The organism is Pseudomonas sp. FW215-R2 (genome assembly GCF_058789255.1).
In genome coordinates, this window is the sequence record NZ_JBYTBO010000014.1 from 68,190 (window position 1) to 91,411 (window position 23,222).

22 protein-coding genes are annotated in these 23,222 nt (G+C 62.0%); 13 read left to right on the forward strand and 9 right to left on the reverse strand.

What is annotated here, in order from left to right:
- Positions 1 to 11: 11 nt before the first annotated feature.
- The 6 genes from aauS (at position 12) to AC3WRD_RS19665 (ending at position 5,418) form a co-directional block, all read left to right on the forward strand.
- Positions 12 to 1,913, forward strand: a complete 1,902-nt coding sequence (gene aauS, locus AC3WRD_RS19640) for a two-component sensor histidine kinase AauS (RefSeq protein ID WP_096818478.1) — start codon at positions 12 to 14, stop codon at positions 1,911 to 1,913.
- Positions 1,910 to 3,238 (forward strand): two-component response regulator AauR, encoded by a 1,329-nt coding sequence (gene aauR / locus AC3WRD_RS19645; protein ID WP_102620771.1) that lies wholly within the window; start codon positions 1,910 to 1,912, stop codon positions 3,236 to 3,238. Before aauS ends, aauR begins: the two co-directional genes overlap by 4 nt.
- Positions 3,239 to 3,258: 20 nt before the next feature.
- Entirely contained in the window at positions 3,259 to 3,588 is a 330-nt protein-coding gene (locus AC3WRD_RS19650) for a GlpM family protein (protein ID WP_173861349.1), read from the forward strand.
- Positions 3,589 to 3,711: 123 nt separating this feature from the next.
- Positions 3,712 to 4,632, forward strand: a complete 921-nt coding sequence (locus AC3WRD_RS19655; protein WP_102620772.1) for an arginase family protein — start codon at positions 3,712 to 3,714, stop codon at positions 4,630 to 4,632.
- Complete coding sequence (locus tag AC3WRD_RS19660) at positions 4,629 to 5,003, forward strand: DMT family transporter (RefSeq protein ID WP_085730163.1); 375 nt, start codon at positions 4,629 to 4,631, stop codon at positions 5,001 to 5,003. The genes AC3WRD_RS19655 and AC3WRD_RS19660 overlap by 4 nt, the downstream gene beginning before the upstream one ends.
- Before the next feature lie 31 nt (positions 5,004 to 5,034).
- Entirely contained in the window at positions 5,035 to 5,418 is a 384-nt protein-coding gene (locus tag AC3WRD_RS19665; protein WP_371858314.1) for a DMT family transporter, read from the forward strand.
- Between the two features lie 45 nt (positions 5,419 to 5,463).
- On the opposite strand, the gene AC3WRD_RS19670 is transcribed toward AC3WRD_RS19665, so the two are convergent.
- Positions 5,464 to 6,330, reverse strand: coding sequence for a fatty acid desaturase family protein (locus AC3WRD_RS19670; RefSeq protein ID WP_096818489.1), 867 nt, complete (start codon positions 6,328 to 6,330; stop codon positions 5,464 to 5,466).
- A 67-nt stretch (positions 6,331 to 6,397) separates the two neighbouring features.
- On the reverse strand, positions 6,398 to 7,159 hold the full coding sequence (locus tag AC3WRD_RS19675) for a MipA/OmpV family protein (RefSeq protein ID WP_102620774.1): 762 nt from the start codon (positions 7,157 to 7,159) through the stop codon (positions 6,398 to 6,400).
- 218 nt (positions 7,160 to 7,377) lie between these two features.
- On the opposite strand from AC3WRD_RS19675, the gene AC3WRD_RS19680 reads away from it, so the two are divergent.
- Genes AC3WRD_RS19680 through AC3WRD_RS19705 form a run of 6 tightly spaced genes read left to right on the forward strand, consistent with a single transcriptional unit; the run spans position 7,378 to position 14,702 of the window.
- A complete protein-coding gene (locus AC3WRD_RS19680; RefSeq protein ID WP_096818663.1) occupies positions 7,378 to 8,106 on the forward strand; it encodes an HAD-IB family phosphatase in 729 nt (242 codons plus the stop codon).
- Positions 8,099 to 9,493: an aspartate aminotransferase family protein gene (locus AC3WRD_RS19685; protein WP_096818493.1), complete on the forward strand. Its 1,395-nt coding sequence runs from the start codon at positions 8,099 to 8,101 to the stop codon at positions 9,491 to 9,493. The genes AC3WRD_RS19680 and AC3WRD_RS19685 overlap by 8 nt, the downstream gene beginning before the upstream one ends.
- Positions 9,490 to 10,371 carry an alpha/beta hydrolase gene (locus AC3WRD_RS19690; protein ID WP_102620775.1) on the forward strand — a complete coding sequence of 294 codons (882 nt, stop codon included), beginning with the start codon at positions 9,490 to 9,492 and terminating at the stop codon, positions 10,369 to 10,371. The genes AC3WRD_RS19685 and AC3WRD_RS19690 overlap by 4 nt, the downstream gene beginning before the upstream one ends.
- Positions 10,372 to 10,414: 43 nt before the next feature.
- On the forward strand, positions 10,415 to 11,542 hold the full coding sequence (locus tag AC3WRD_RS19695; protein WP_102620776.1) for a GNAT family N-acetyltransferase: 1,128 nt from the start codon (positions 10,415 to 10,417) through the stop codon (positions 11,540 to 11,542).
- Positions 11,543 to 11,551: 9 nt separating this feature from the next.
- Complete coding sequence (locus AC3WRD_RS19700) at positions 11,552 to 13,324, forward strand: sensor histidine kinase (RefSeq protein WP_173861350.1); 1,773 nt, start codon at positions 11,552 to 11,554, stop codon at positions 13,322 to 13,324.
- On the forward strand, positions 13,314 to 14,702 hold the full coding sequence (locus AC3WRD_RS19705) for a sigma-54-dependent transcriptional regulator (protein WP_096818501.1): 1,389 nt from the start codon (positions 13,314 to 13,316) through the stop codon (positions 14,700 to 14,702). The genes AC3WRD_RS19700 and AC3WRD_RS19705 overlap by 11 nt, the downstream gene beginning before the upstream one ends.
- Positions 14,703 to 14,740: 38 nt before the next feature.
- Here AC3WRD_RS19705 and AC3WRD_RS19710 read toward each other — a convergent pair whose 3' ends face one another.
- The 3 genes from AC3WRD_RS19710 to metE form a co-directional block, all read right to left on the reverse strand.
- Complete coding sequence (locus AC3WRD_RS19710; protein ID WP_102620778.1) at positions 14,741 to 15,406, reverse strand: DsbA family oxidoreductase; 666 nt, start codon at positions 15,404 to 15,406, stop codon at positions 14,741 to 14,743.
- 50 nt (positions 15,407 to 15,456) lie between these two features.
- Complete coding sequence (locus AC3WRD_RS19715) at positions 15,457 to 16,491, reverse strand: alpha/beta fold hydrolase (RefSeq protein WP_102620779.1); 1,035 nt, start codon at positions 16,489 to 16,491, stop codon at positions 15,457 to 15,459.
- 149 nt (positions 16,492 to 16,640) lie between these two features.
- Positions 16,641 to 18,953 carry a 5-methyltetrahydropteroyltriglutamate--homocysteine S-methyltransferase gene (metE, locus tag AC3WRD_RS19720; RefSeq protein WP_102620780.1) on the reverse strand — a complete coding sequence of 771 codons (2,313 nt, stop codon included), beginning with the start codon at positions 18,951 to 18,953 and terminating at the stop codon, positions 16,641 to 16,643.
- Positions 18,954 to 19,064: 111 nt separating this feature from the next.
- Here metE and metR point away from each other — a divergent pair, with 111 nt between their 5' ends.
- Positions 19,065 to 19,982 (forward strand): transcriptional regulator MetR, encoded by a 918-nt coding sequence (metR, locus tag AC3WRD_RS19725; RefSeq protein ID WP_096818509.1) that lies wholly within the window; start codon positions 19,065 to 19,067, stop codon positions 19,980 to 19,982.
- On the opposite strand, the gene AC3WRD_RS19730 is transcribed toward metR, so the two are convergent.
- From AC3WRD_RS19730 to nosR, 4 genes are all read right to left on the reverse strand, one after another.
- Positions 19,966 to 20,496 (reverse strand): GNAT family N-acetyltransferase, encoded by a 531-nt coding sequence (locus AC3WRD_RS19730; RefSeq protein WP_102620781.1) that lies wholly within the window; start codon positions 20,494 to 20,496, stop codon positions 19,966 to 19,968. The genes metR and AC3WRD_RS19730 overlap by 17 nt on opposite strands.
- A 2-nt stretch (positions 20,497 to 20,498) precedes the next feature.
- Entirely contained in the window at positions 20,499 to 21,137 is a 639-nt protein-coding gene (locus AC3WRD_RS19735; RefSeq protein ID WP_102620782.1) for a LysE family translocator, read from the reverse strand.
- A 23-nt stretch (positions 21,138 to 21,160) separates the two neighbouring features.
- The gene (locus AC3WRD_RS19740) at positions 21,161 to 21,595 is read right to left on the reverse strand and encodes an NUDIX hydrolase (RefSeq protein ID WP_102620783.1); all 435 of its coding nucleotides are present in this window, start codon (positions 21,593 to 21,595) and stop codon (positions 21,161 to 21,163) included.
- Between the two features lie 72 nt (positions 21,596 to 21,667).
- Positions 21,668 to 23,023: a response regulator c-di-GMP phosphodiesterase, NosR family gene (gene nosR / locus AC3WRD_RS19745; protein ID WP_096818516.1), complete on the reverse strand. Its 1,356-nt coding sequence runs from the start codon at positions 23,021 to 23,023 to the stop codon at positions 21,668 to 21,670.
- Positions 23,024 to 23,222: the final 199 nt, after the last annotated feature.

Below are 23,222 nucleotides of genomic sequence, written 5' to 3' on the forward strand. Positions count from 1 at the left end.
AGGCATCTGTGATGAAATGCGACCCCAATCTCTATCGCGCAACCACGCCATCACTTGCCGTGAAACCCCGTCTGATCCGCCATTTGTTCCTGCCGCCGCTGGTCATCATCCTGATGGTCGGGTTGGGTTACGCCGGCTTCTGGATCAGTGAACACTTCGGCATTCGCAGCCTCAGCGAAAACGGCCAGCGTCAGCTCGAACTGAACGCCCGTGCCGTCGAAAGCGAAATCAGCAAATACACCTACCTGCCCAGCCTGCTGGAACTCGAATCGAGCGTTTCGCAGTTGCTGGACGACCCGACCCCGGAACACCGGCAAACGGTCAACGATTACCTGGAAGGCCTGAACCGGCGCAGCCGCAGTCGGGCCATCTACGTCATGGACACCACCGGCCGCGTCATGGCCACCAGCAACTGGCGCGATGTCGACAGCTACCTCGGCGAAGACCTGTCGTTCCGCGCCTATTTCCAGCACGCCATCCGCGGCCAGCCCGGACGTTTCTACGGGATCGGCAGCACCAACGGCGAACCCGGCTATTACCTGGCCCACGGCCTGGAAGAACACGGCAAGATCATCGGCGTCGCGGTGGTCAAAGTGCGCCTGGAAGCCATGGAAGAGCGCTGGCAACGGGCGCGCCTGGAAGCCTTCGTCAGTGACGAGAACGGCATCATCATTCTCTCCAGCGATCCGGCCCGACGCCTGAAATCCGTGGTGCCACTGAGCGACGAGACCAAGGAAAAACTCGCCCGCAGCCTCCAGTACTACTGGTTCCCGCTCAACGAACTGCAACCGCTGGCCCGGGAAACCCTGGCCGAAGGCGTGGAAAAACTGACCTTCCCGGCCAACAGCGAAGTCGATGCCGACGAGGAGAACATCAGTTACCTGGCGCAAACCCGGCCGCTGAGCGACACTCCGTGGAATTTCACCCTGCTCACACCGTTGCAGGACCTGCGGCGCGAAGCGATCAATCAGGGGATTCTGGTGGCGGTCGCCTTCGCCCTCGTGGCCTTTCTGCTGATCGCCTGGAACGAGCGCCGCAAGGTCATCGCCACCCGCCTCGCCGCCCGGGAAGCCCTGCAGGAAGCCAACAATCAGCTGGAGCGTCGGATTACCGAACGCACCGCCGACCTGCGCGCCAGCAATGACCGACTCAAGAGTCAGATCCGCGAACGCCGTCAGGCCGAAGAAACCTTGCGTCGAGCCCAGGACGAACTGGTGCAGGCCGGCAAACTCGCGGCCATCGGCCAGATGTCCACCAGCATCGCCCACGAACTGAACCAGCCATTGGCAGCGATGCGCACCTTGTCCGGCAATACGATTCGCTTTCTGGAACGTGGTCAGCTCGACGTCGCCAGCACCAACCTGAAAACCATCAATGACCTGATCGACCGCATGGGTCGGATCACTGCCAGCCTGCGCTCGTTCGCCCGGCGCGGCGACGACAAGGGTCGCGCCAGCCTCGGCAAAGCCGTGGACGCCGCGCTGCAAGTACTCGGTGCCCGTGTCGAAAAAGCCGCCCTGCAAGTGCATCGTCAGTTCATTGATGAGCAAGTGCAGATCGACCAGACACGGCTGGAGCAGATTCTGGTCAACCTGATCGGCAACGCCCTCGACGCCATGCAGGCACAACCGCTGCCGGAGCTGTGGCTGGAGGGCGAAGAATTCGACGGCAAATATCGCCTGCGAGTACGCGACAACGGCCACGGTATCGACGCCGAAGCGCGCAAGCATCTGTTCGAGCCGTTCTTCACCACCAAACCCGGCGAACAGGGTCTGGGCCTCGGCCTGACTCTCTCCGCCAGCCTGGCCGCCGCCACCGGCGGACACCTGGGTGTCGAACACCCGGCCAGCGGTGGTACCACCTTCGTCCTCAGTTTACCGTTGGTAAGCCCTACTCCTGCCGAGCCAATATGAACAACGACCTTAGTGTGCTGATCGTCGAAGACGATCCCCATGTGCTGCTCGGCTGCCAGCAGGCCCTGACCCTGGAAGACATTCCCTGCATCGGCGTCGGCAGTGCCGAAGAAGCGCTGGAGCGGGTCGGCGACAATTTCGCCGGCATCGTCATCAGTGACATTCGCCTGCCCGGCATCGATGGCCTGGAACTGTTGACCCGTCTCAAGCAACGCGACCGCAGCCTGCCGGTGGTGCTGATCACCGGTCACGGCGACATCTCCATGGCGGTCGGCGCGATGCAGAAAGGCGCCTACGACTTCATGGAAAAACCGTTCTCCCCGGAACGGCTGGTGGACGTCGCCCGGCGTGCGCTGGAGCAACGCAGCCTGGCTCGCGAAGTCTCGTCTCTGCGCCGGCAACTGGCCGAGCGCGACTCCCTTGAAGGACGGATCATCGGTCGCTCGCCAGCCATGCAGAACCTGCGCGAACTGATCGCCAACGTCGCCGACACCTCGGCCAACGTGTTGATCGAAGGCGAAACCGGCACTGGCAAGGAACTGGTCGCCCGTTGCCTGCACGACTTCAGCCGCCGCCACACCAAGCAATTCGTTGCGCTGAACTGCGGCGGCCTGCCGGAAAACCTGTTCGAAAGCGAAATCTTCGGCCACGAGGCCAACGCCTTCACCGGCGCCGGCAAGCGGCGGATCGGCAAGATCGAACACGCCGACGGCGGCACGCTGTTCCTCGATGAAGTGGAAAGCATGCCGCTGCCACTGCAGATCAAATTGCTGCGGGTGTTGCAGGAGCGCACCCTCGAACGCCTCGGCTCGAACCAGAGCGTGGCGGTGGATTGCCGGGTGATCGCAGCGACCAAGTCCGACCTCGACGAATCGAGCAAGGCCGGGGAATTCCGCAGCGACTTGTACTACCGCCTCAACGTGGTGACGCTGGAGCTGCCGCCCCTGCGCGAGCGCCGCGAAGACATCCTGCAACTGTTCGAACACTTCACCCAGCAATCGGCCCTGCGCTTCGACCGCGCACTGCCGGAGCTGGACAACCAGACGCTGTCGAGCCTGATGAGCCACGACTGGCCGGGCAACGTGCGTGAACTGCGCAACGTCGCCGAACGCTTCGCCCTCGGTTTGCCAGCGTTCAAGAAGTCCGGTGCCAGCAGTGGCGGCCAGGGCCTGGCGTTCGCCGAAGCGGTCGAAGCCTTCGAACGCAACCTGCTCAGCGACGCCCTGCAACGCAGCGGCGGCAACCTGACCCAGGCCAGCCTCGAACTGGGCATGGCCAAGACCACGCTGTTCGACAAAGTGAAAAAATACGGCCTGAGCCATTAAGCGAGAACGATGTGGATCTGATTTTCAAGGCAATGATCGGTGCGGCGGTGGTGGTGATCCTCGCCATGCTGGCCAAGACCAAAAACTACTACATCGCCGGCCTGGTGCCGCTGTTTCCGACCTTCGCCCTGATCGCCCATTACATCGTCGGCAAGGGACGCTCGGTCGACGACCTGAAGACCACCATCGTGTTCGGCATGTGGTCGATCATTCCGTACTTCGTGTACCTGGCGACGCTGTACGTGATGGTTGACCGGATGCGTCTGGAAGCTTCACTGGCCGTGGCGGCTGTCGCGTGGCTGATGGCGGCGACGGTGCTGGTCAGCGTCTGGGTACGCCTGCACGCCTGACAGCTGCCGTATGGGAGAGGGCCTGGCCCGTCCCTTGCATTTACCCCCGAAAGCCCGCCCGGCCGGCGCTCATGTTCGATGAGGCCGGTGTCTGGGAGGGTCTGCCAAGGGTGAATTGCGACCTTGAACATTTTAGATCTCGACCACAGCCTGACCGGTCAGGCGTCCATCGCGCGGCTGCTCGACAGCGGCCGCGCCCAACGCCTGGACCTGCTCGACCTCGGCCCGAAACTGCGGCTCTGGTCCAGCGAACGGACCTTTCGCCGCTTTACCGAACGCCTGCGTGAGCGGCCCCGGCACAGCGGCCCTGCACCGGAAATCTTCTTCGTCGGCTCCGGCGACTATCACCATCTGACGCCGGCCTTCCTGACTGACCTGCCCGAGCCGGTAAGCCTGATCCACTTCGACAATCATCCCGACTGGGTTCACTTTGCCCCCCGTCGCCACTGCGGCTCGTGGGTCAATCAGGCCCTGAAACTGCCGAACATCGAACGCATCGTCACCCTCGGGCCGTGCAGCGACGATCTGCAAAATCCGCAGATCAAGGGCGGCAATCTCGGTGCCCTGAAACGCGGTGTGTTGCAGCTGTTCCCGTGGCAGCACCCGCCGTCGAAAGTCTGGGGCCGGGTCGGCGATGGCGCCGGTCATCAGCAACAGGAGAACCTGCTGCACTGGCACAACCTGGCCGATCAGGACTGGACGGCGTTTCTCGACCAGATGATCGCCAGCCTGCCCACCCAGGCGGTGTGGATCACCATCGACAAGGACGTGCTGGCCAGCGAAGACGCCGCGACCAATTGGGATCAGGGCCAGATGCGCCTGAGCCACTTGCTCCAGGCGATCCGCAGCCTGGCCGCCAGCAAGCGCATCCTCGGTATCGACATCTGTGGCGAGTTTGCCCGCCCGGCCTTCAGCAACGCGTTCAAACGCTGGGAAGCCAAGTCCGACCAGCCGCCGGCCGAACGCTGGAGCGAAACCGATCTGCTGCGCAACTCGGCAACCAATCAAGCGTTGATCGAGTTGTTCGAGGAGCTGTTCCCATGACCCTGACCGTGATTTTGCTGGTGGCGTTTTCCATTGTGCTCGACGTGATCGGCCAGCTCTGTTTCAAACTCGGCCTGGACCGTTTGCCTGAGCTTGAGGGCGGTTTTCGGCTGGGGGCGTTCTGGGGCCAGGTGTTCAACGCACCGCTGCTGTGGTGCGGGATCGGCGCCTACGTGATCGAGTTTTTCGTCTGGCTCGAAGCGCTGTCCCGGGCGCCGCTGAGCCTGTTGTTTCCCGCCGCCGCGCTGGCGTATTGCGGCGTGGTGCTGGCCGGCAAGCTGTTCCTTGGCGAGACCGTCAGTCGCCGCCGCTGGATGGGCACACTGGTGATTACGGCGGGCGTGATGCTCGTGTGTGTCGGCCATGCCTGATTCTCAACTGATACTCAAAAGGAATGGCTCGATGGATTGGCTTCACGGCCGCCTCGGCACCGTGGTGCTCTGGGCGTTGCTGATTATTCTGGAAAGTGGCGGGCAGATCGCGACCAAGGTCGGCGGCGATCAACTGGGGCAAATGGACTTCACCCTGCAATGGCTGCTCAACGTCGCCCAGGCACCGGGCGTACTGTTGGCGATTGCCTGTTACATCGGTGCGTTCTTTGTCTGGATGCTGATTCTGCGACGCAGCAGCCTGTCCCTGGCGTTTCCGCTCAGTTCGCTGGTGTTCGTCGGTGTGCTGCTGGGGTCGTGGCTGGGGCTGGGAGAACAGATCAGCGTGCTGCACTGGGTGGGTGTGGCCGTGATCATGGGCGGCATTGCGCTGCTGGCCGAGGGCGAGAAAAACTGAGGAAATCGACGGTGGGAGCCTGCTGGCTCCCACGTTGTGTACGGTTCAATCCTTGTGATGAGCCACCAGAAATCCGAGGCCGTGGGCCACCGGAATGTCCTTCACTCCCGCCTCCCGCTGTTGCCCGGCGATCTCCCGGTGAAAGGCCTTGACCCGGGTCCAGTGCATTTTCGGCCGGTAGTGGTGTTCGGCGTGGTAGCCGTTGTTCATCCACAACAGGTTGTAGAGCGGGCTGTAGGCGCTGACGCCCCAGGCAATCGGCGAATCCGGGTTGCCGCCAAAATGCTCGTAGTAGCCGTTGAGCGATGACAGCGCCTGACCCAGATACCAGAACGGCAACAACACCAGCACCGCCCGCCAGTCATAGGCAGCCAGCCCCAGGTAAAACGCCACTGTCACGCCAATTTCCACTTTGACCCAGCGCGCATCGTCGGGACGCTTGCGACGCATCTCGTCGTAGATCGGCTTGGGATCATCGCGAAAGAAACTCAAAAAGGTGTAGGCCCAGGGATTCTCGGGCTGGCCGTCCTTGCCTCGCTGGTAGATCGACAGCGGATCGATGGTCTTGCCATCCGCCCCCGGCCGGTCCGAATTGCCCCGGTGATGGCGGTTGTGGATGTCGCGATAGAGGGTCTGGGAGAAACCGATGGTCACCGACAGCAGCAGGTCAAAGGCTCGGTTGAGCCACGCCGGCGTGAAGTAGGCGTTGTGGATCTGGTTGTGGGAAATGCTGTTGATGCTCCACGACAGGCTCACCGCATAGCCCAGCGCCAACGGCAGCAACGCCCACCAGGACAGCGCATGAAAGGCTGTGACCAGCCACACGACAAAAGCGAAATGGGCCAGGCCGAGCGCGATGGGAATCAGGTCCCACAGCGAGTGGGCCAGCAGACGATAAACAGGGCGAGCCATGAAGAACATCCTGAAACAATGGGTTCGACACGGCTGTCTGCAAAGGCCAGACCAGTTCCCGCCTGGCTCACTTGAATTTATAGGCGATCGCCATCTGCACCTCGCCCTGATTGGTATCGCCGACGCTTTTGACAATGCTGCTGTCGGCCGCCGAGCTCGTCAGGTGAATCCAGCTGGCGCTGGCCACCAGCGACCATTGAGGCGCGATAGGGAACTCGAAACTCTGGGTCAGCGCAATATTCTGCAAGCCGCCGCCGGCGTTGTACGCACGGATGCCGGAGGCCAGGGCTTCCTTGTCGCTGACGCCGAAGAACGTGTTGTTCTGCCGGGCATTGGCGAAATGCGCGGTCAGATTGCTGCTGCCGATCACGCCGCCGCCCAGTGGATAGCCGATCTCGCCACCGACCCGACCGAGCACGCCGCCCTGCCCGCCGCCACCGCCGATGGCCTGGCCAACGGACGCGAACACCCGCCAGAAGTCGGCCGGGGCGTACTGCACAAAACCACCGGCCTCGGCCATGTCGGGCACATCGCGCAACCCACGCAATTCGCCGTTGGAGGTACGGCCCGGCAGGTAATTCACATACGGACCGGCGCTGAAACCGTTGGCCTTCAAGGCGCTCCAGGTCAGGCCATCGTCGGTGCTGAGGCTGACATCGCCCCAGTCCAGATCGAGATACGGTATCGGTCGGGTTTCATAACGGCTGCCGCTGGGATCATGAGGCTGATAACCCAGGCCCACGCCCGCCTCCCCGGTAATCCCCTGCGCCATTGCGCCTGCTGAAAAAGCGCTCAGCGCCGCCAGTAAAAGCAGTGTCTTCCTCTTCATGAGGCCATTCCTTTAATTGAACATGCGCGCATCAATCCCCGGATGCCGCCCACCGCGCAAGCACTCATGTTGTTTGTAGCAAGCTACAAAAATTGTAGCTTCGAATCGCCAAAGCACCTCATCAGCCCCGCCAACAAAGGGGCCGAAACACTTGGCACAGTCCCTGCTCTACCCCTCGGCAAGCGCACACAACGCGCTCTGACCAATAGGTAATGCAGATGATTGACTGGCATATCGTGTGTGATTTCGACGGGACCATCACCCGCACCGACGTGATCGACAGCATTCTCGAACGCTTCGCCGACCCGAGTTGGGAAGTGATCGAAAACCAGTGGCTGGCCGGTGAAATCGGTTCCCGTGAATGCCTCAGCCGCCAGCTCTCGCTGGTCAAGGCCACGCCCGGCCAATTGCTGGAATTCTTCGACAGCATCGAGATCGATCCGGATTTCCCCGACTTCGTCGACCACGCCATCGGCCTGGGCGCATCGTTCGAAGTGGTCAGCGACGGCATCGAACAAGGCATCGCGCGGATTCTTTCGCGCAACTACGTGACCCTGCTGCCGATCCTCGCCAACCGCCTGCGACAGCTGGATCACGAAAGCTGGCGCATCGACTTTCCGTATTCCAGCGATGCCTGCCGCGCGGCCTCCGGCAACTGCAAATGCAAATCCACGCCCGGCAACAAACGGGTGCTGGTGATCGGCGACGGCCAGTCCGACATGTGCGTGTCGTCCACCGCCGACTTCGTCTTCGCCAAGGGGCGCCTCGCCGAATACTGCGAACGCAACGCGATCCCTTACGCCCGCTTCGACAGCTTCGCTGAACTGCCGGCGCTGCTGGCCCTGCTGCCGAAGGCCAGTGCCGCCAACGCCACCTCTTTCAATGCCGAAGCTTTCAACTCGGAAACTTTCAATACAGAAACACAGGAACTCTTCCACCATGTCTGATATTCGAATTGCTACTGCGGAAGACCAGATTCTTCTGGAAAAAGAAGCCAAGTACTGCTCCTACGGCGACACCGTTCACTACATCGAACCGCCGCGCATTTTCAGCCGCTGCGAAGGCTCCTACGTCTGGGACACCGAAGACCAGGCCTACCTCGACCTGCAAATGTGGTACTCGGCGGTCAACTTCGGTTACGCCAACCCGCGCCTGAACAATGCGCTGAAACAGCAGATCGACACCCTGCCGCAGATCGCCAGCCAATACCTGCACAAAGGCAAGATCGAGCTTTCGGAAATGATCGCCGTGGACGCCAAGAAGAAGTTCGGCCTCGACGGTCGCGTGCACTTCAACGTCGGCGGTTCGCAGTCCATCGAGGACTCGCTGAAAGTCGTGCGTAACGCCAGCAACGGCAAAAGCCTGATGTTCGCCTTCGAGGGCGGTTACCACGGTCGTACCCTCGGCGCCTCGTCGATCACCTCCAGCTACCGCTATCGCCGCCGCTACGGCCACTTCGGCGAACGCGCCAACTTCATCCCGTTCCCATACCACTTCCGCGGCCCGAAAGGCATGACCAAGGAAGAGTACGGCAGCCACTGCGTGCAGCAGTTCGCCCGCCTGTTCGAAACTGAATACAACGGCGTCTGGGACCCGAAAGTCGGCCAGAGCGAATACGCAGCGTTCTACGTCGAGCCGATCCAGGGCACCGGCGGCTACGTGATTCCACCGATGAACTTCTACAGCGAACTCAAGCATGTGCTGGACCAGCACGGCATCCTGATGGTGGTCGACGAAATCCAGATGGGCTTCTATCGCACCGGCAAGCTGTGGTCGATCGAACACTTCGACGTCAAACCGGACGTGATCGTCTTCGGCAAGGCACTGACCAACGGCCTCAACCCGCTGGGCGGCATCTGGGCCAAGGAAGAACTGATCAACCCGAAAGTCTTCCCGCCAGGTTCGACCCACTCCACCTTCGCCTCCAACCCGCTGGGCACCGCCGTGGGCCTGGAAATGTTCAAGATGACCAGCGAAGTCGACTACGGCGCGATGGTCATGGCCAAGGGCAAATACTTCCTCGAAGGCCTGCAGGACCTGCAGAAACGCTACCCGATCATCGGCGACGTCGATGGCCTGGGCCTGGCCCTGCGCTGCGAAATCTGCGGCCCGGACGGTTTCACTCCGGACAAGGCCACCCTGGACTTCATGGTCGAGGAAGGCATGAAAGGCGACATCGAGATCGACGGCCGCAAACTGGGCCTGATCCTCGACGTGGGCGGCTACTACAAGAACGTGATCACCCTCGCGCCATCGCTGGAAATCAGCTACCCGGAAATCGACCTGGGCATCGCCCTGCTCGACCGTCTGCTGGCCCGGGCGATGAAACGATGAACGCGGCCGGGATCGATCTGGGCGAAGGCGACGCCGGTTTCGTTCTCGGCACAGGGGAGGTCGCGGTGTTGTTGATCCACGGCCTCACCGGCACCCCGACGGAGTTGCGTCGGGTCGCCGTGGGACTGGCCAAGGCCGGTTGCACGGTGTACGTGCCGACCCTCGCCGGGCACTGCGGCGGCAATGCCGACTTGCAGGCCACCGGCTGGCGCGACTGGTACGAAGGCGTGCGCAAGACCTTCGTCGGCATTCGTCGTCAGCACAGCAAGGTATTTGTCGGCGGTCTGTCGATGGGTGCGGTGATGTCGATGTACGTGGCGTCCGAACACCCGGGTCAGGTCGCCGGATTACTGATGTATTCCACGACTTTGAAGTACGACGGCTGGAGCATCCACAAACTGGCGTTCCTGACGCCGTTGCTGATGAAAATCCCGTTCGGCGTGCACATCTGCAAGTTCGAGGAGAAACCACCCTACGGCATCAAGAATGAACGCCTGCGGGCCATCGTCGAACGGCAGATGAAGGAAGGCCACAGCAGTGAGGCCGGCTTGCTGACCATGGAGGGCGTGACCGTGCGCGAATTGCACCGGATGAACGCCGTGGTGCGCAAACGCATGCCTTCCATCACGGTGCCGGCCCTGGTGCTGCACTCCATCGAGGACGACATCACCAGCCGCTGGAACGCCGACTACGTGGAACGCAAGCTCGGTGGCGAAGTGGTGAAGATCCTGCTGGACGACTGCTATCACATGATCACGGTCGACCTGCAGTACCGACGCGTCGTGGAACTGAGTGTGCAATTCATCCAAAACCACCGCACCGACCTGCCGCTCACCGCTCCCTCCCTGCCAACCGAGGAATACCGGCAGCGGGCGTGAGTCGACTGCAAAAACGATACGCCTTGCCGGTTAAGGAAACGACGTGATCACGGCCCAAGCCTTTTCAACCATCGAAGCGATTGATCGCGACGCGTGGAATGCCTGCTTTCCCGAGGAGCTCGAAGACTGGGCCTACTATCGCGCCGTTGAACAGGCCGGCATCGATGGCTTCCAGTGGCGCTACCTGGCGCTGTTTGAAGACAACCACCTGATTGCGGCGGTCGTGGCCTTCACGACCGCCTATTCGCTCGACACCACCCTGCAGGGCACCGGCAAACGCTTGAGCCAATGGCTGCGCAGTTGCTGGCCGGGGCTGTTCGACATCCGCCTGTACGCCCTCGGTTCGCCGGTGGCGGAGCAGTGCCACGTCGGCACCCTCCCGTCTATTGATCCGACCCGCTTGCCTGACCTGTTCGCGCGCCTGCTGAAACTGGCTCGCGAGGACGCGGACCAGGCCGGAATCGGCCTGCTGGCCGTCAAGGATGCTTCCCATCGCAACCCGCAATGGCTCCAGGCCTGTCGCGAGGCCGGGTTGCAAAGCATGCCGGGGTTGCCCGGTGCCGAGCTGCCGATCACCTTCGCATCGGTCGACGCCTACCTCGGCACCCTGGGCAAATCCACCCGCAAGGACTTGCGCCGGACCCTGCGTGGTTCGGGCCCGCGCATCGAATGGCGGCGCTCGGTCGACGACCTGCTGCCGACCATGATGCGTCTCTACGAAGCGACCCTGGCCCGCAGCGACCTGACGTTCGAGTGCCTGCCGGCTGCGTACTTTCGCCAGGTGCTGGAACACCTCGACGAGCGTGCCGCCTGCGTTTTGTACTGGGTCGGCGATGAGCTGGTAGCGTTCAACCTGGTGCTGCTGGACGAGCAAAGGCTGGTGGACAAGTTTTTTGCCCATGATCTGGCCCGGACCCGCGAGCACAAACTGTACATGCGCAGCTGGCTGGCCAATGTCGGCTACTGTATTGAACACCGCATCCCGATCTACGCGTGCGGCCAGGCCGGTTATGCCAGTAAGCTGCGCCTGGGTTGCTCGTTCGTCGGCAACACCGTGTTTTTCCGCCACCGCCATCCTGTGCTCAATCAACTGCTGCGGCTGGTGAAGTTATTCATCCGCCCGGATCGTACCGACCCGGCCATGGCGACTGCGATAAGCGAACAACAATAAGCGAGCATGATGATCAACGACCGACGCGCCACCGCCCGACCCTTCGCCCTCTCCGGCTGGAGCCTGCAACGCAAACTGGTGCTGGCGTTCTGGCTGGTCAGCGTGATCCCGACCATGATCGCCGCGGAACTGGCGGCCACCACCCTGTCGCAGATTTTCGACAGCAACGTGCGGATCTGGCTGCAGGAATCGACCAAGATCGTCGAGGACGAGATTCGCGAGATCGTGCGCGACAACGCCCGCGTCGCACAGTTGTTCCTGCGCTACACCCGCCCGCCCACGGACCGGCAGTCGTCCAGACGCGACAAGCTCACCGCTGACATCGCTGACTCCATGGGCATCGACGTGGTCGCCCTGGTGCGCAACAGCGATCACAAAGTGGTATTCAGCACTGCCGCCGATGACATCGTGCGGCAAATCAGCACCGCGCCCAAAGCCGTGCTGCAGACTCTGCAGGTCGGCGGCGTGGCGACCGGTGCCGTGGTTTCAACCTTCGAAAGCGATCAGGACGGCACCGACTACAAACTGATTGTCGTGACCTACCTCGATAACAGTTTCCTCACCAGCGTCGCCGACGTGCACTCTCTGGATCTGCGCCTGTACCTGGCCAAGGGCGCCGACTTCTCGGAAATCTTTTCCACTCAGCGTTTTGAAGATCACCCGGCGATCGTGCCTGCAAAAATCGAGGACCAACTGCGCAGCACCAAGTTGCCGATCGAGCAGTCGACCAACCGCTACAGCGGCATCTACCGACCGATTCTCAACGAAAACGGTGAACTGCAAGGCGTGGTCTTCAGCGGTCTGCTGCGCCACACGACACTGGTCGGGCTGGTGAACCAGAGCAACCTGTTCATCCTGATCTTCATCCTCAGCTCGGCGGCTTCGCTCGCGGTGGGCTGGCTGGTATCCCAGCGCCTGACCATGCCGCTGCGCGGTCTGGCCAAAGGCGTGCAAGCGGTGATCGCCGGGGACTACCGTCAGCGCCTGCCCGTCACCGGCGGCGATGAACTGGCGGAACTGAGCAGCACCTTCAACCACATGAGCGAACGCCTCGGCGAGTTGCAACACCTGGAATCGCAACTGCGACGCCGCGACCGCTTGCATGCGCTGGGTGAGGTCGCGATGGGCCTGGCCCATGAAATCCGCAACCCGCTGGGCATCATCAAGACCGCCACGCAACTGCTGCACCGGCGCGCCGACCTGCCGGAGACCGACAAGCGTCATCTGGAATACGTGGTCAGCGAAGTCAGCCGCATCAACGACCTGATCACCGAATTTCTCGACTTCGCCAAGCCCAGCGCGCCGCTACGCTCGACCCAACTGGCGCGGCCGCTGGTGGATGAGCTGGTGGGCTTCTGCGCCCCGGAACTGGCCAGCCACAATATCGATGTGCGGATCGACGACCGCGCTCCCGCCGCCACCCTGTATGCCGATGCGCGGCAACTCAAGCAGGCCGGCCTGAACCTGATCGTCAACGCCATCGATGCCATGCCCGACGGCGGTCGCCTGACCCTGGGCATCCACAGCGATAAGCACAATACGGTCATCAGCGTCAGCGACACGGGCCAGGGTATCGAAGCAGACATGCTCGAGCGGATCTTCACGCCGTTCGTCACCACCAAGGCGTCCGGCACCGGGCTCGGCCTGGCCAAGGTGTACTCGATCATGGAAAGCCATGACGGGCGCATCGAATGCGTCAGCGAAAAAGATGCCGGGGCCACGTTCAGCCTGTACATTCCGGCCAACGGTGAAGATTTCGACGAGGACAGCGATGACGCATAACGTACTGGTGGTCGACGACGAGCCCAAGCTCTGCGACCTGCTGGCATCGGCCTTGAGTCAGAACGACATTGTGGTGTTCACCGCCGGCAACGGCCTGCACGCGCTCAAGGTGCTGGAAGCCGAAGACATCGATCTGGTGATCAGCGACTGGCGCATGCCCGGCATGGACGGCCCGCAACTGCTGGCGGAAATCAAAAACCGTTTCCCGCAGTTGCCGGTGATCGTCATGACCGCCTACAGCACGGTGAAAAACGCCGTGCAGTCGATGCGCAACGGCGCCTTCGACTACATCGCCAAACCTTTCGACATCGATGAACTGGACATCACCGTCAGCAAGGCCCTGCAATTTCGCGACATCCTCAAAGACAACCAGCGCATGCGCGCCGAGCTCGACGAACACCAGCAGATCGACAGCCTGGTCGGCGACAGCCCGAGCTTTCGTCGGGTACTGAGCGCGATCGACTCGGTGCGCGAAAGCAACGCCACCATCCTGCTGACCGGCGAAAGCGGCACCGGCAAGGAAATGGTCGCCCGGGCCATCCACAAGCACGGCAACCGCGCCGACAAGCCGTTTGTCGCGGTCAACTGTGCGGCGATCCCGGAAGGTTTGCTGGAAAGTGAAATGTTCGGCCACCGCAAAGGCGCGTTCACCGGTGCGGTGGCGGACCGGGTCGGGCGCTTCCAGCAGGCGGACAAGGGCACGCTGTTTCTCGATGAGATCGGCGAGATGCCTTTGGCACTGCAAGCGAAAATCCTCCGCGCCTTACAGGAACGCATCATCGAACCAGTGGGCGATCCGCGCGAGCGCAAGGTCGATGTGCGGGTCATCGCCGCGACCAACAAGAACCTGCTGGATGCGGTGGCCAACAAGGAGTTTCGCGAAGACCTGTATTACCGCCTCAACGTGTTCCCGATTCCGTTGCCGGCCCTGCGTGAGCGGGTCGAAGACATCGCGCCGCTGGCCCGGCATTTCGCCCACACCCTGGGCGCTGCGGCGGGCAAACGCTTTAGCGGTTTCAGTGCCGAAGCGTTGCAGGCGATGGCCCGCTATTCGTGGCCGGGCAATATTCGTGAACTGCAGAACTGCGTCGAACGCGCGACCATCGTAGCGTCCGGCGCAGAGATTGAAGAGCAGGACTTGCCGGCCTATCTGTTTGCCTCACAGCCGACCGAGCCCGGCGCCCTGGTCGCTGAAGGCAGCGTGCCGGCCGACCTGGAAGCGGCATTGGCCGAGGTGGAAAAAGCCTACATCCTCGCCGCGCTGGCGCAGAGCAACGGCGTGCAGGCTGCGGCAGCGCAGTTGATCGGGATTTCCGAGCGCAGTTTCTGGTATCGACTGAAAAAACTGGGGATTCACGTGGACAAGATCGTCCGCTAGCCACGGTTCCCGAACAATGACCGGGAACCCTCGCAGCATCAGTTCACCGTGCCACCCTTCGCCTCGCTCATGATCTGCCGGATCGCCCCGACAAAGGTCTCGACCGGCTGCCCGCCACTGACCGCGTATTGCCCGTTGAACACCACGGTCGGCACCGAGCTTACGCCGCGCGACAGCCACAATTGCTCTTCCTTGCGCACGTCGCTGGCGAATTCGTCGGATGCCAGAATCGCCTCGGCACGCTGTCGGTCGAGGCCCACGCTTTCGGCAATCTGCGCCAGTTGCCCGTGATCGGACGGGTTGCCGCCATCGGTGAAATACGCCTTGAACAGCGCCTCTTTCAACGGCAACTGCAAGCCCTCCTCCCCGGCCCAGTGCAGCAACCGATGAGCATCGAAGGTGTTGTAGATGCGGCTGTTCGAATCGGTGCGAAAACTGAAACCGACATCGGCACCTCGGGAGCGGATCACTTCACGATTCTTCTGTGACTGCTCCGGGGTCGATCCGTATTTTTCATGGATATGTTCGCCGATGCTCTGCCCTTCCGGCCCCATCTTCGGGTTCAGTTCGAACGGCTGGAAACGGATCTCGGCCTGCACCTCGTTGCGCAAAACCTCTAGCGCCCGCAGCAGACCGTACAGACCGACGACGCACCACGGGCAGGACACGTCGCTGACAAAATCGATTTTCAGGGCAGAACTCATGACTCACCTCGCGCGTTCAATCGTGGCCAAAGACCTGCACGATACACCCGCTAGAGCAGATTGCGCTCGGTCACCGGTTCGATCTGCGCCCAGTGCGAGGTGTCTTCACGGTGTTGCTGCAAATACGGCAACACCGCCGCCAGCAACGGCGCCTTGAACGCCTCCTGGAAACGATGGGCCAGACCTGGAATCAGCTTCAACTGGCTGCCGCGAATGTGCGCCGCCAGATGCACGCCGTGCATCACCGGCAGCAATGGGTCGGCCGTGCCGTGAACCACCAGCGTCGGCACCCGCAATTGATTGAGCAATGCCACGCGGCTCGGCTCGGCAAGGATCGCCATGATCTGACGCTTCACGCCTTCGGGGTTGAACGCCCGGTCATAGGACACCGCCGCCTGATGCAACAGCATCTGACGATCATCGGTGACCATCGGGCTGCCCAGCGCTGCCAGCAGATCGGCCTGTTGCTCCAGCGCCACTTCGCGATTGGGTGCGCCGCGTCGCGACAGCAACTGCACCAGCGCCGCGCTCGGTGCCGGCAGGCCTTCGGCACCGGAGCTGGTCATGATCAGCGTCAGGCTCTCGACCCGTTGCGGCGCCATGGCCGCCAGGTGCTGGGCGATCATCCCGCCCATGCTCGCGCCGAGCACGTGGAATTGCTCGACGTGCAACGCGTCCATCAGGCCCAGCGCATCCTCGGCCATGTCGGTCAGGCTGTAAGGCGCCGCCACCGGCAGACCGAGCTTGTAACGCAGCACTTCAAACGTCAGGTTGGCCTCGGCCGGCGCCTGGCGCCAGGTCGAAAGACCCACGTCACGATTGTCATAACGAATCACCCGAAAACCCTGCTGACACAGGGCGATCACCACTTCATCCGGCCAGTGAATCAACTGCCCGCCCAGCCCCATCACCAGCAACAACGCCGGATCCGACGCACGACCAATGCTCTGGTACGCCAGGCTCACCTGCTGCAGATCGACCCGTTCGGTCGGTACATTGACGTCGCAACGCGACGCCGCAGAAGACGCCGGAACGAAAAAAACCGCGGCCAACAACGCCGCGATTGCAAAAATTCCCTTGAACATGAAAAACACCGAAACGCAGAACCCCAGTAGAGCGCGAGTCTGATGAAGTTTGTTCAAGCGCGCTGCCACAGTTCGATGACAGTTTGATGAAGAGTGCCGAGCGGTCGAATCTGCGGGAGCGAAAAGACTCGCTCCCGCAGGGTTATGGGTTACGCCAACTGACTGCGCAGTTGCCGTGCTGCCGCGACCATGTTGATCAGTGCCGCTTCAGTCTCAGGCCACGCGCGGGTCTTGAGGCCGCAATCGGGGTTGACCCACAGACGCTCTGCCGGGATTCGTTTCACGGCTTTGCTCATCAACTTGACCATTTCGGCCGTGTCCGGCACCCGTGGCGAGTGGATGTCGTAGACGCCCGGGCCGATGTCGTTCGGGTAGTCGAACGCTTCGAAGGCTTCGAGCAGCTCCATGTCCGAGCGCGAGGTTTCGATGGTGATCACGTCGGCGTCCATGTCGGCGATGGCCTTGATCACGTCGTTGAATTCGCTGTAGCACATGTGGGTGTGAATCTGGGTTTCATCCTTCACGCCCGAGGCCGTCAGGCGGAACGCGTCCACGGCCCAGTCGAGGTATTCCTGCCATTGCGCACGGCGCAGCGGCAGGCCTTCGCGGAACGCGGCTTCGTCGATCTGGACGATCTTGATCCCGGCGTTTTCCAGATCCACCACTTCGTCACGCAGGGCCAGCGCCAGTTGCTGTGCCTGGACTTTGCGCGACACGTCTTCGCGGGGGAACGACCACATCAGCATCGTCACCGGGCCGGTTAGCATGCCTTTCATGACCTTGTCGGTCAGGCTCTGGGCGTAGGTGATCCAGTCCACGGTCATGGCGTTCGGACGAGACAGATCACCATAAATCACCGCCGGTTTGACGCAACGGGAACCGTAGCTCTGGACCCAGCCGAACCGGGTGAACAGGTAACCATCGAGCTGCTCGGCGAAGTACTCGACCATGTCGTTGCGCTCCGCTTCACCGTGCACCAGCACATCGAGGCCCAGACGTTCCTGGACTTGCACCGCATGGCGGATTTCGCTGCGCATGGCATCGTGGTAATCGTTGGCCGACAGCTTGCCCTGCTTGAACGCCTGACGGGCCAGACGGATCGAGCCGGTCTGCGGGAACGAACCGATGGTGGTGGTCGGGAACGTCGGCAATTGCAGGCGCGCCTGTTGTGCGGCGATGCGTTTGGCGAACGGCGAATGGCGTTGGCTGTCGCTGGCGCTGATCGCGTTGATCCGCGCCTGCACGTCGGCCTTGTGAATGCGTGGCGAGCGGGCGCGGCTTTCTTGGATGGCGCGGCTTTCGGCCAGTGCGCTTTGCACTTTCGGCGCTTGCGGATCGTTCAAGGCATCACGCAAAACCGAGATTTCGCTGCACTTCTGCACGGCGAAGGCCAGCCAGTTTTTCAGTTCCGGATCGAGCTTGTCTTCACGCTCGACATCCACCGGGCTGTGCAGCAGCGAGCAGGAACTGCTGACCCACAGGTTGTCGCCAAAACGCTCCTGGGCCGGTTGCAGTTGTGCCAGCGCCTGTTCCAGTTCGCAGCGCCAGACATTGCGACCGTTGACCAGGCCCACCGAAAGAATCTTGTAGGTCGGCAGGCGATCCAGCACCTGACCGAGCTGATCCGGCGCACGCACCGCATCGATGTGCAGCCCTTGCACCGGCAAGCCGACGGCGAGGCCGAGGTTGTCTTGCAGACCGCTGAAATAGGTCGCCACCAGTTTCTTCAGCGGCGAGTACTGAAGGATGTGATAGGCGCGTTCGAACGCACTTTTCCACGCCTGCGGCAGGTCGAGGGTCAGGATCGGTTCGTCGATCTGTACCCACTCCACGCCCTGCGCGGCGAGGCGACCGAGGATTTCGTTGTAGACCGGCAGCAGGCGCTCGAGCAGGTCGAGCTTGTCGAAGTCGTTGCCTTTCGCCTTGCCCAGCCACAGGTAAGTCAGCGGGCCGATGATCACCGGTTTGACGTTGTGACCAAGGGCCTTGGCTTCTTCGACTTCATCGAACAGCTGTTCCCAGCTCAGCTTGAACGACTGGTCTGCGGTGAATTCCGGGACCAGGTAGTGGTAGTTGGTGTCGAACCACTTGGTCAGTTCTTGCGCATATTGGGTCTTGCCATGTTCGCCGCCACAGCAGGAAGTCGTGGCGCCACGGGCCATGGCGAAGAGTGTGTCGAGGGTCGGCAGGCCGCGTTCATCGCGCACGCCATCGAAGCGCTCGGGGATCACACCGAAGGTCAGCGAATGGGTCAGCACCTGGTCGTACCAGGCAAAGTCGCCGACCGGCAGCAGATCGATGCCGGCATCTTTCTGCAGTTGCCAGTGTTTGGCGCGCAGCTCACGGCCGACCTGATTCAAAGCGGCCTGATCAAGATCGCCTTTCCAGTAGGCTTCGAGGGCTTTTTTCAGTTCGCGGTCAGCGCCGATGCGCGGGAAACCTAGGGTGTGGGCCACGGCCATGTCGAGTGTTCTCCATTGCGTAAAAGATGGCGCCATTGTCGACAGCCAGGGCAACATGAGACAAACTCAACCTTTTCGTGTTGATCACAAATTTTCCTCATGGAGCCTGCGGTGCTTGAGATCCGTCACCTGAAAACCCTGCACGCCCTGCGCGAAGCCGACAGCCTGGTCGATGCGGCCGACCGCCTGCACCTGACCCAGTCGGCGCTGTCCCACCAGTTCAAGGAACTGGAAGAACGCATGGGCATGCCGTTGTTCGTGCGCAAGACCAAACCGGTGCGTTTCACCAGCGCCGGCCTGCGCCTGCTACAACTGGCGGACGCGACCCTGCCGCTGCTGCGCGGTGCCGAACGTGATATCGCGCGCCTGGCCGGTGGCACCGCCGGGCGTCTGCACATGGCGATCGAATGCCACAGCTGCTTCCAGTGGCTGATGCCGACCATCGACCAGTTCCGCGATGCGTGGCCGGAAGTCGAACTCGACCTGGCCTCGGGTTTCTCCTTCGCACCGCTGCCGGCGTTGGCCCGGGGTGACCTGGATCTGGTAGTGACGTCCGATCCGTTGGAAATTGCCGGCATCACCTACGTGCCGCTGTTCACCTACGAAGCGATGCTCGCGGTCGCCAACCAGCACGCATTGGCGAGCAAACCGTACATCGTCCCCGAAGACCTGCTGACCGAAACCCTGATCACTTATCCGGTTGAACGCGACCGGCTGGACATCTTCACCCGCTTCCTCGAACCGGCCGACATCGAACCTGCGCAGGTGCGCACGTCAGAGCTGACGGTGATGATGATGCAACTGGTGGCCAGTGGTCGTGGCGTGTGCGGCATGCCGCACTGGGCGCTGCATGAATACAGCTCACGGGGTTACGTGAAGGCCAAGCGGCTGGGCGAGAAAGGTCTTTTTGCGACGCTGTATGCGGCGATCCGTGCCGACATGCTGGACGCGCCGTACATGCGCGATTTCCTGCTGACGGCCAAGGACACGTCGTTCTCGACGCTGGATGGGGTCAGCGCGGTTCGTTGAGGCTGGCGGTTGGCACGAAAGGCGCGCACCACATGTGGATCTTGTCGAAGTAGTCCTCGCCGACCCGCACCGCCATCGGCTCCAGGCCGAACTGGACGAAGCCGCAGCGCTGGTACAGATGAAACGCCGCCTCGTTGCCGGCAGTGACGGTCAGTTGAATGACTTTCAGTGCCGGATGCTGCTGCGCTTCCCCCAGCACGGCCTCCATCAGTTTCAGGCCCAGCCCGCGCTGACGAAAGTCCGCCGACACATACATGCCGAAGACCGTTGCCTTGTGCCGGGCCTTTTCCCGAGGCTCGAACGCCAGGCCAACGATGCCCGCCAGCCGGCCTTCTTCGAACGCGCCGAACACCGCATCAAGCTTGCTGGTCAGGCGCGATTCCCACCAACTCAAGGGCATCGCCGCGCGCTCGCGCACGCTGGAGGTGAACGCCTGCGGATGCCGGTCATAGGCTTCCAGCATCAATTCGCGATAGGCCAGCGCATGACTGGCGTCCAGCCGTTCGATCCACATGTTCAAGCCGACCGGCGTTGTTCAAGCATCAGCCGTACGGCCAGACCGCCGAGCACAAACCCCATGAAATAACGCTGCGCCGCCAGCCACGTCGGGTTGCTGACGAACCACGAAGCGATGCCCGCCGCGAACAGCGCGATCAACAGATTGACGCTGAAACTGACGCTGATCTGGGTCAGGCCGAGAATGATGCTTTGAGTGAACACCGAGCCGTGTTCCGGGGTAATGAACTGCGGAAATACCGAAAGGTAGAACACTGCGATTTTCGGGTTCAGGGCACTGGTGAGAAAGCCCATGGTGATCAGTTTGCGCGACGAATCCGCCGGCAGTTGCTGCGCCTCGAACGGCGAACGCGCGCCGGGCTTCACCGCCTGCCAGGCCAGCCACAGCAGGTAGAACGCGCCGGCCCATTTCAACACTTCATAGGCCATCGGCACCGCGAGAAACACCGCGGTCAATCCGGCCGCCGCCGCGAACAGATGCACGAAGAACCCTGCCACCACGCCGAGCAGAGAGGTCACTCCGGCCTTGCGTCCCTGACAGATCGAACGGGAGATCAGGTAGATCATGTTCGGCCCCGGCGTCAGTACCATCAGCAGTGCAGCGGCAGCAAAAATCAGCAGGTCTTGAAGCGGGATCATGACGAAGTCCTTTGTACGAATGATCAGGCGATCGCAGTCAGCGAGGCTCGATAAAACGGCAGGATCAGGTCACGTGTCAATGGGGCGAGAACGACATCGCCGTCGGTGGCCGGATCGATCCAGATCACCTCTTCGATCTCGGCGGCCGGGGAGACGTCGGCGTCGATGGTCAGTTGAAAGATCTCGGCCTGCACGACAAACCCCGGCTCGTTGGCAGCCGGTGCCGAGAACTGGCCGAGAAAAGTCGCCTGCGCCGTATCGATCACCAGCCCCAGTTCTTCCTCCAGCTCACGGGCCAGCGCATGTACCGGCAGCTCATGGGCCTCGATCTTGCCGCCGGGCTGCATGAACGCCGTGGTGTCGCGCTTGCGCACCAGCAGGGTCTGGCCGTCGGGGTTGAGCAGCAGCGCGGCGGCAATACGAATGATGCGGGGGGAAACAGCGGATACAGAGGTCATGGGACAGCCACCGGCCTTGAGAAAAACCGCAAGGATCCCATGCCGGCGGCGCCAGCGTCACCTCATACGGTCTCAAGACTGGGCCAGAAGCGCCGCCTCGCCCTCCTCCGGCACTTTTACGAACACCTTGTATTTGCCACCTTCCATGGCTTCGAAACTGATCAGTTTGTCCACCAGCAGTGCACTCAGCACCTTGCCGGCATTGAGCAGCAACATGCCGTTATCGGCATTGAGGTTGCGCGCCAGCATCATCCCCGCCGCCAGTTCCCGGGTGCCCAGCACCTTGACGCTCGGATCGGTCAGGGTGATGTCGCTGACCATCGCGCACACCTTGATGAAATCCTCGATCAGCTCGGGATCATAGAGTTTGCCCGCGTACTGACGCAGGTACAGCAACGCTTCATCGCTATTCATCTGCCGCTCGAGAATCAACCCGCGCTGCAACTCGACAAAATCCACCGCCAGTTTCAACAGCCGCGAGCCCAAGGGAATCGCCTCACCCTTGAGCCGGTCGGGAAACCCGCTGCCGTCCCAATGCTCCTGATGGTGCAGGATCAGCCGCGCGGCATCCTTCATCGGGTCCAGGGTCATCAGCAGCGACTCACTCTGCTTCGGATAACCCCGATAGCGGTCGCGTTCGGTGCTGTGCAGCAGGTCCGAGGGGGTGGTCATCATGCTGTCGGTCCAGCTCAGCTTGCCGATGTTGTAGAGCGCGGCGGCCATGGTCAGGTCGCGGCTGGCGGCTTCGTCCAGCCGATGCACCTTGCAGTAGCCGCGCACCAGTTCAATGATCTGCCGGTTGGTCTGCTTGGCTGGCGGCAGGCGCAGGTTGGCGAGCAACGAGAACACTTCGGTGCCGGTCACATAGCTGTGCTTGAGCTCCTCGTAGGCCAGGTCGAGCATGTCGGCGGTCTGTTGCAGCTCGGCGGTACGGGCGCTGACATGTTTTTCCAGGGTGCTGTTGAGCAACTTCAACTGATCGTTCTGCACCCGGGTCAGTTGCTCCAGGCGCTCGCGCTCCCGGGCCAGATGTTGATGTTCCAGCGCCTGGCGCAGGATCAGGAGCATTTCTTCGTCGTTCCAGGGTTTGCTGATATAGCGGTCGATCTGCCCTTCGTTGATGGCCTTGATGATCGCCGAAGGGTCGGCATACCCCGTCAACATGATCCGCGTGGTCGCCGGATACAGCTGGTGAACGTTGGCCAGCAAGGTGGCGCCGTCCATGTTGGGCATCCGCGCGTCACTCATCACCAGATCGACCGGGCGTTGCGCCATCATTTCCAGTGCCTGGGTACCGCTGGTGGCGAGCAACACGTCATAGGGCTGGCCACGCAGCAGGCGGCGCAGGCTGTTGAGGATCGACTCCTCGTCATCGACCAGCAACACGGTGGGCCGGTGGGTCAAAGTCGGGGCGGATTGCTCTTCCATGGCGAGGCCTCACGGGAAACGGTGGACATGACAGGCGTCTCGGCAGACCTCCTCGCTTGCCCGCGCCTCAGTGACAGGCTAGATGATTTTTTCGCGCAGACCGCACAAATCATCGGGTAAGGCGAAGTGCCGAAGGGGCAACTATGCTCAAGTCGCTGGACGACACCATCGGCCTGCGCGCAGGCGTGTGATGAGGGGA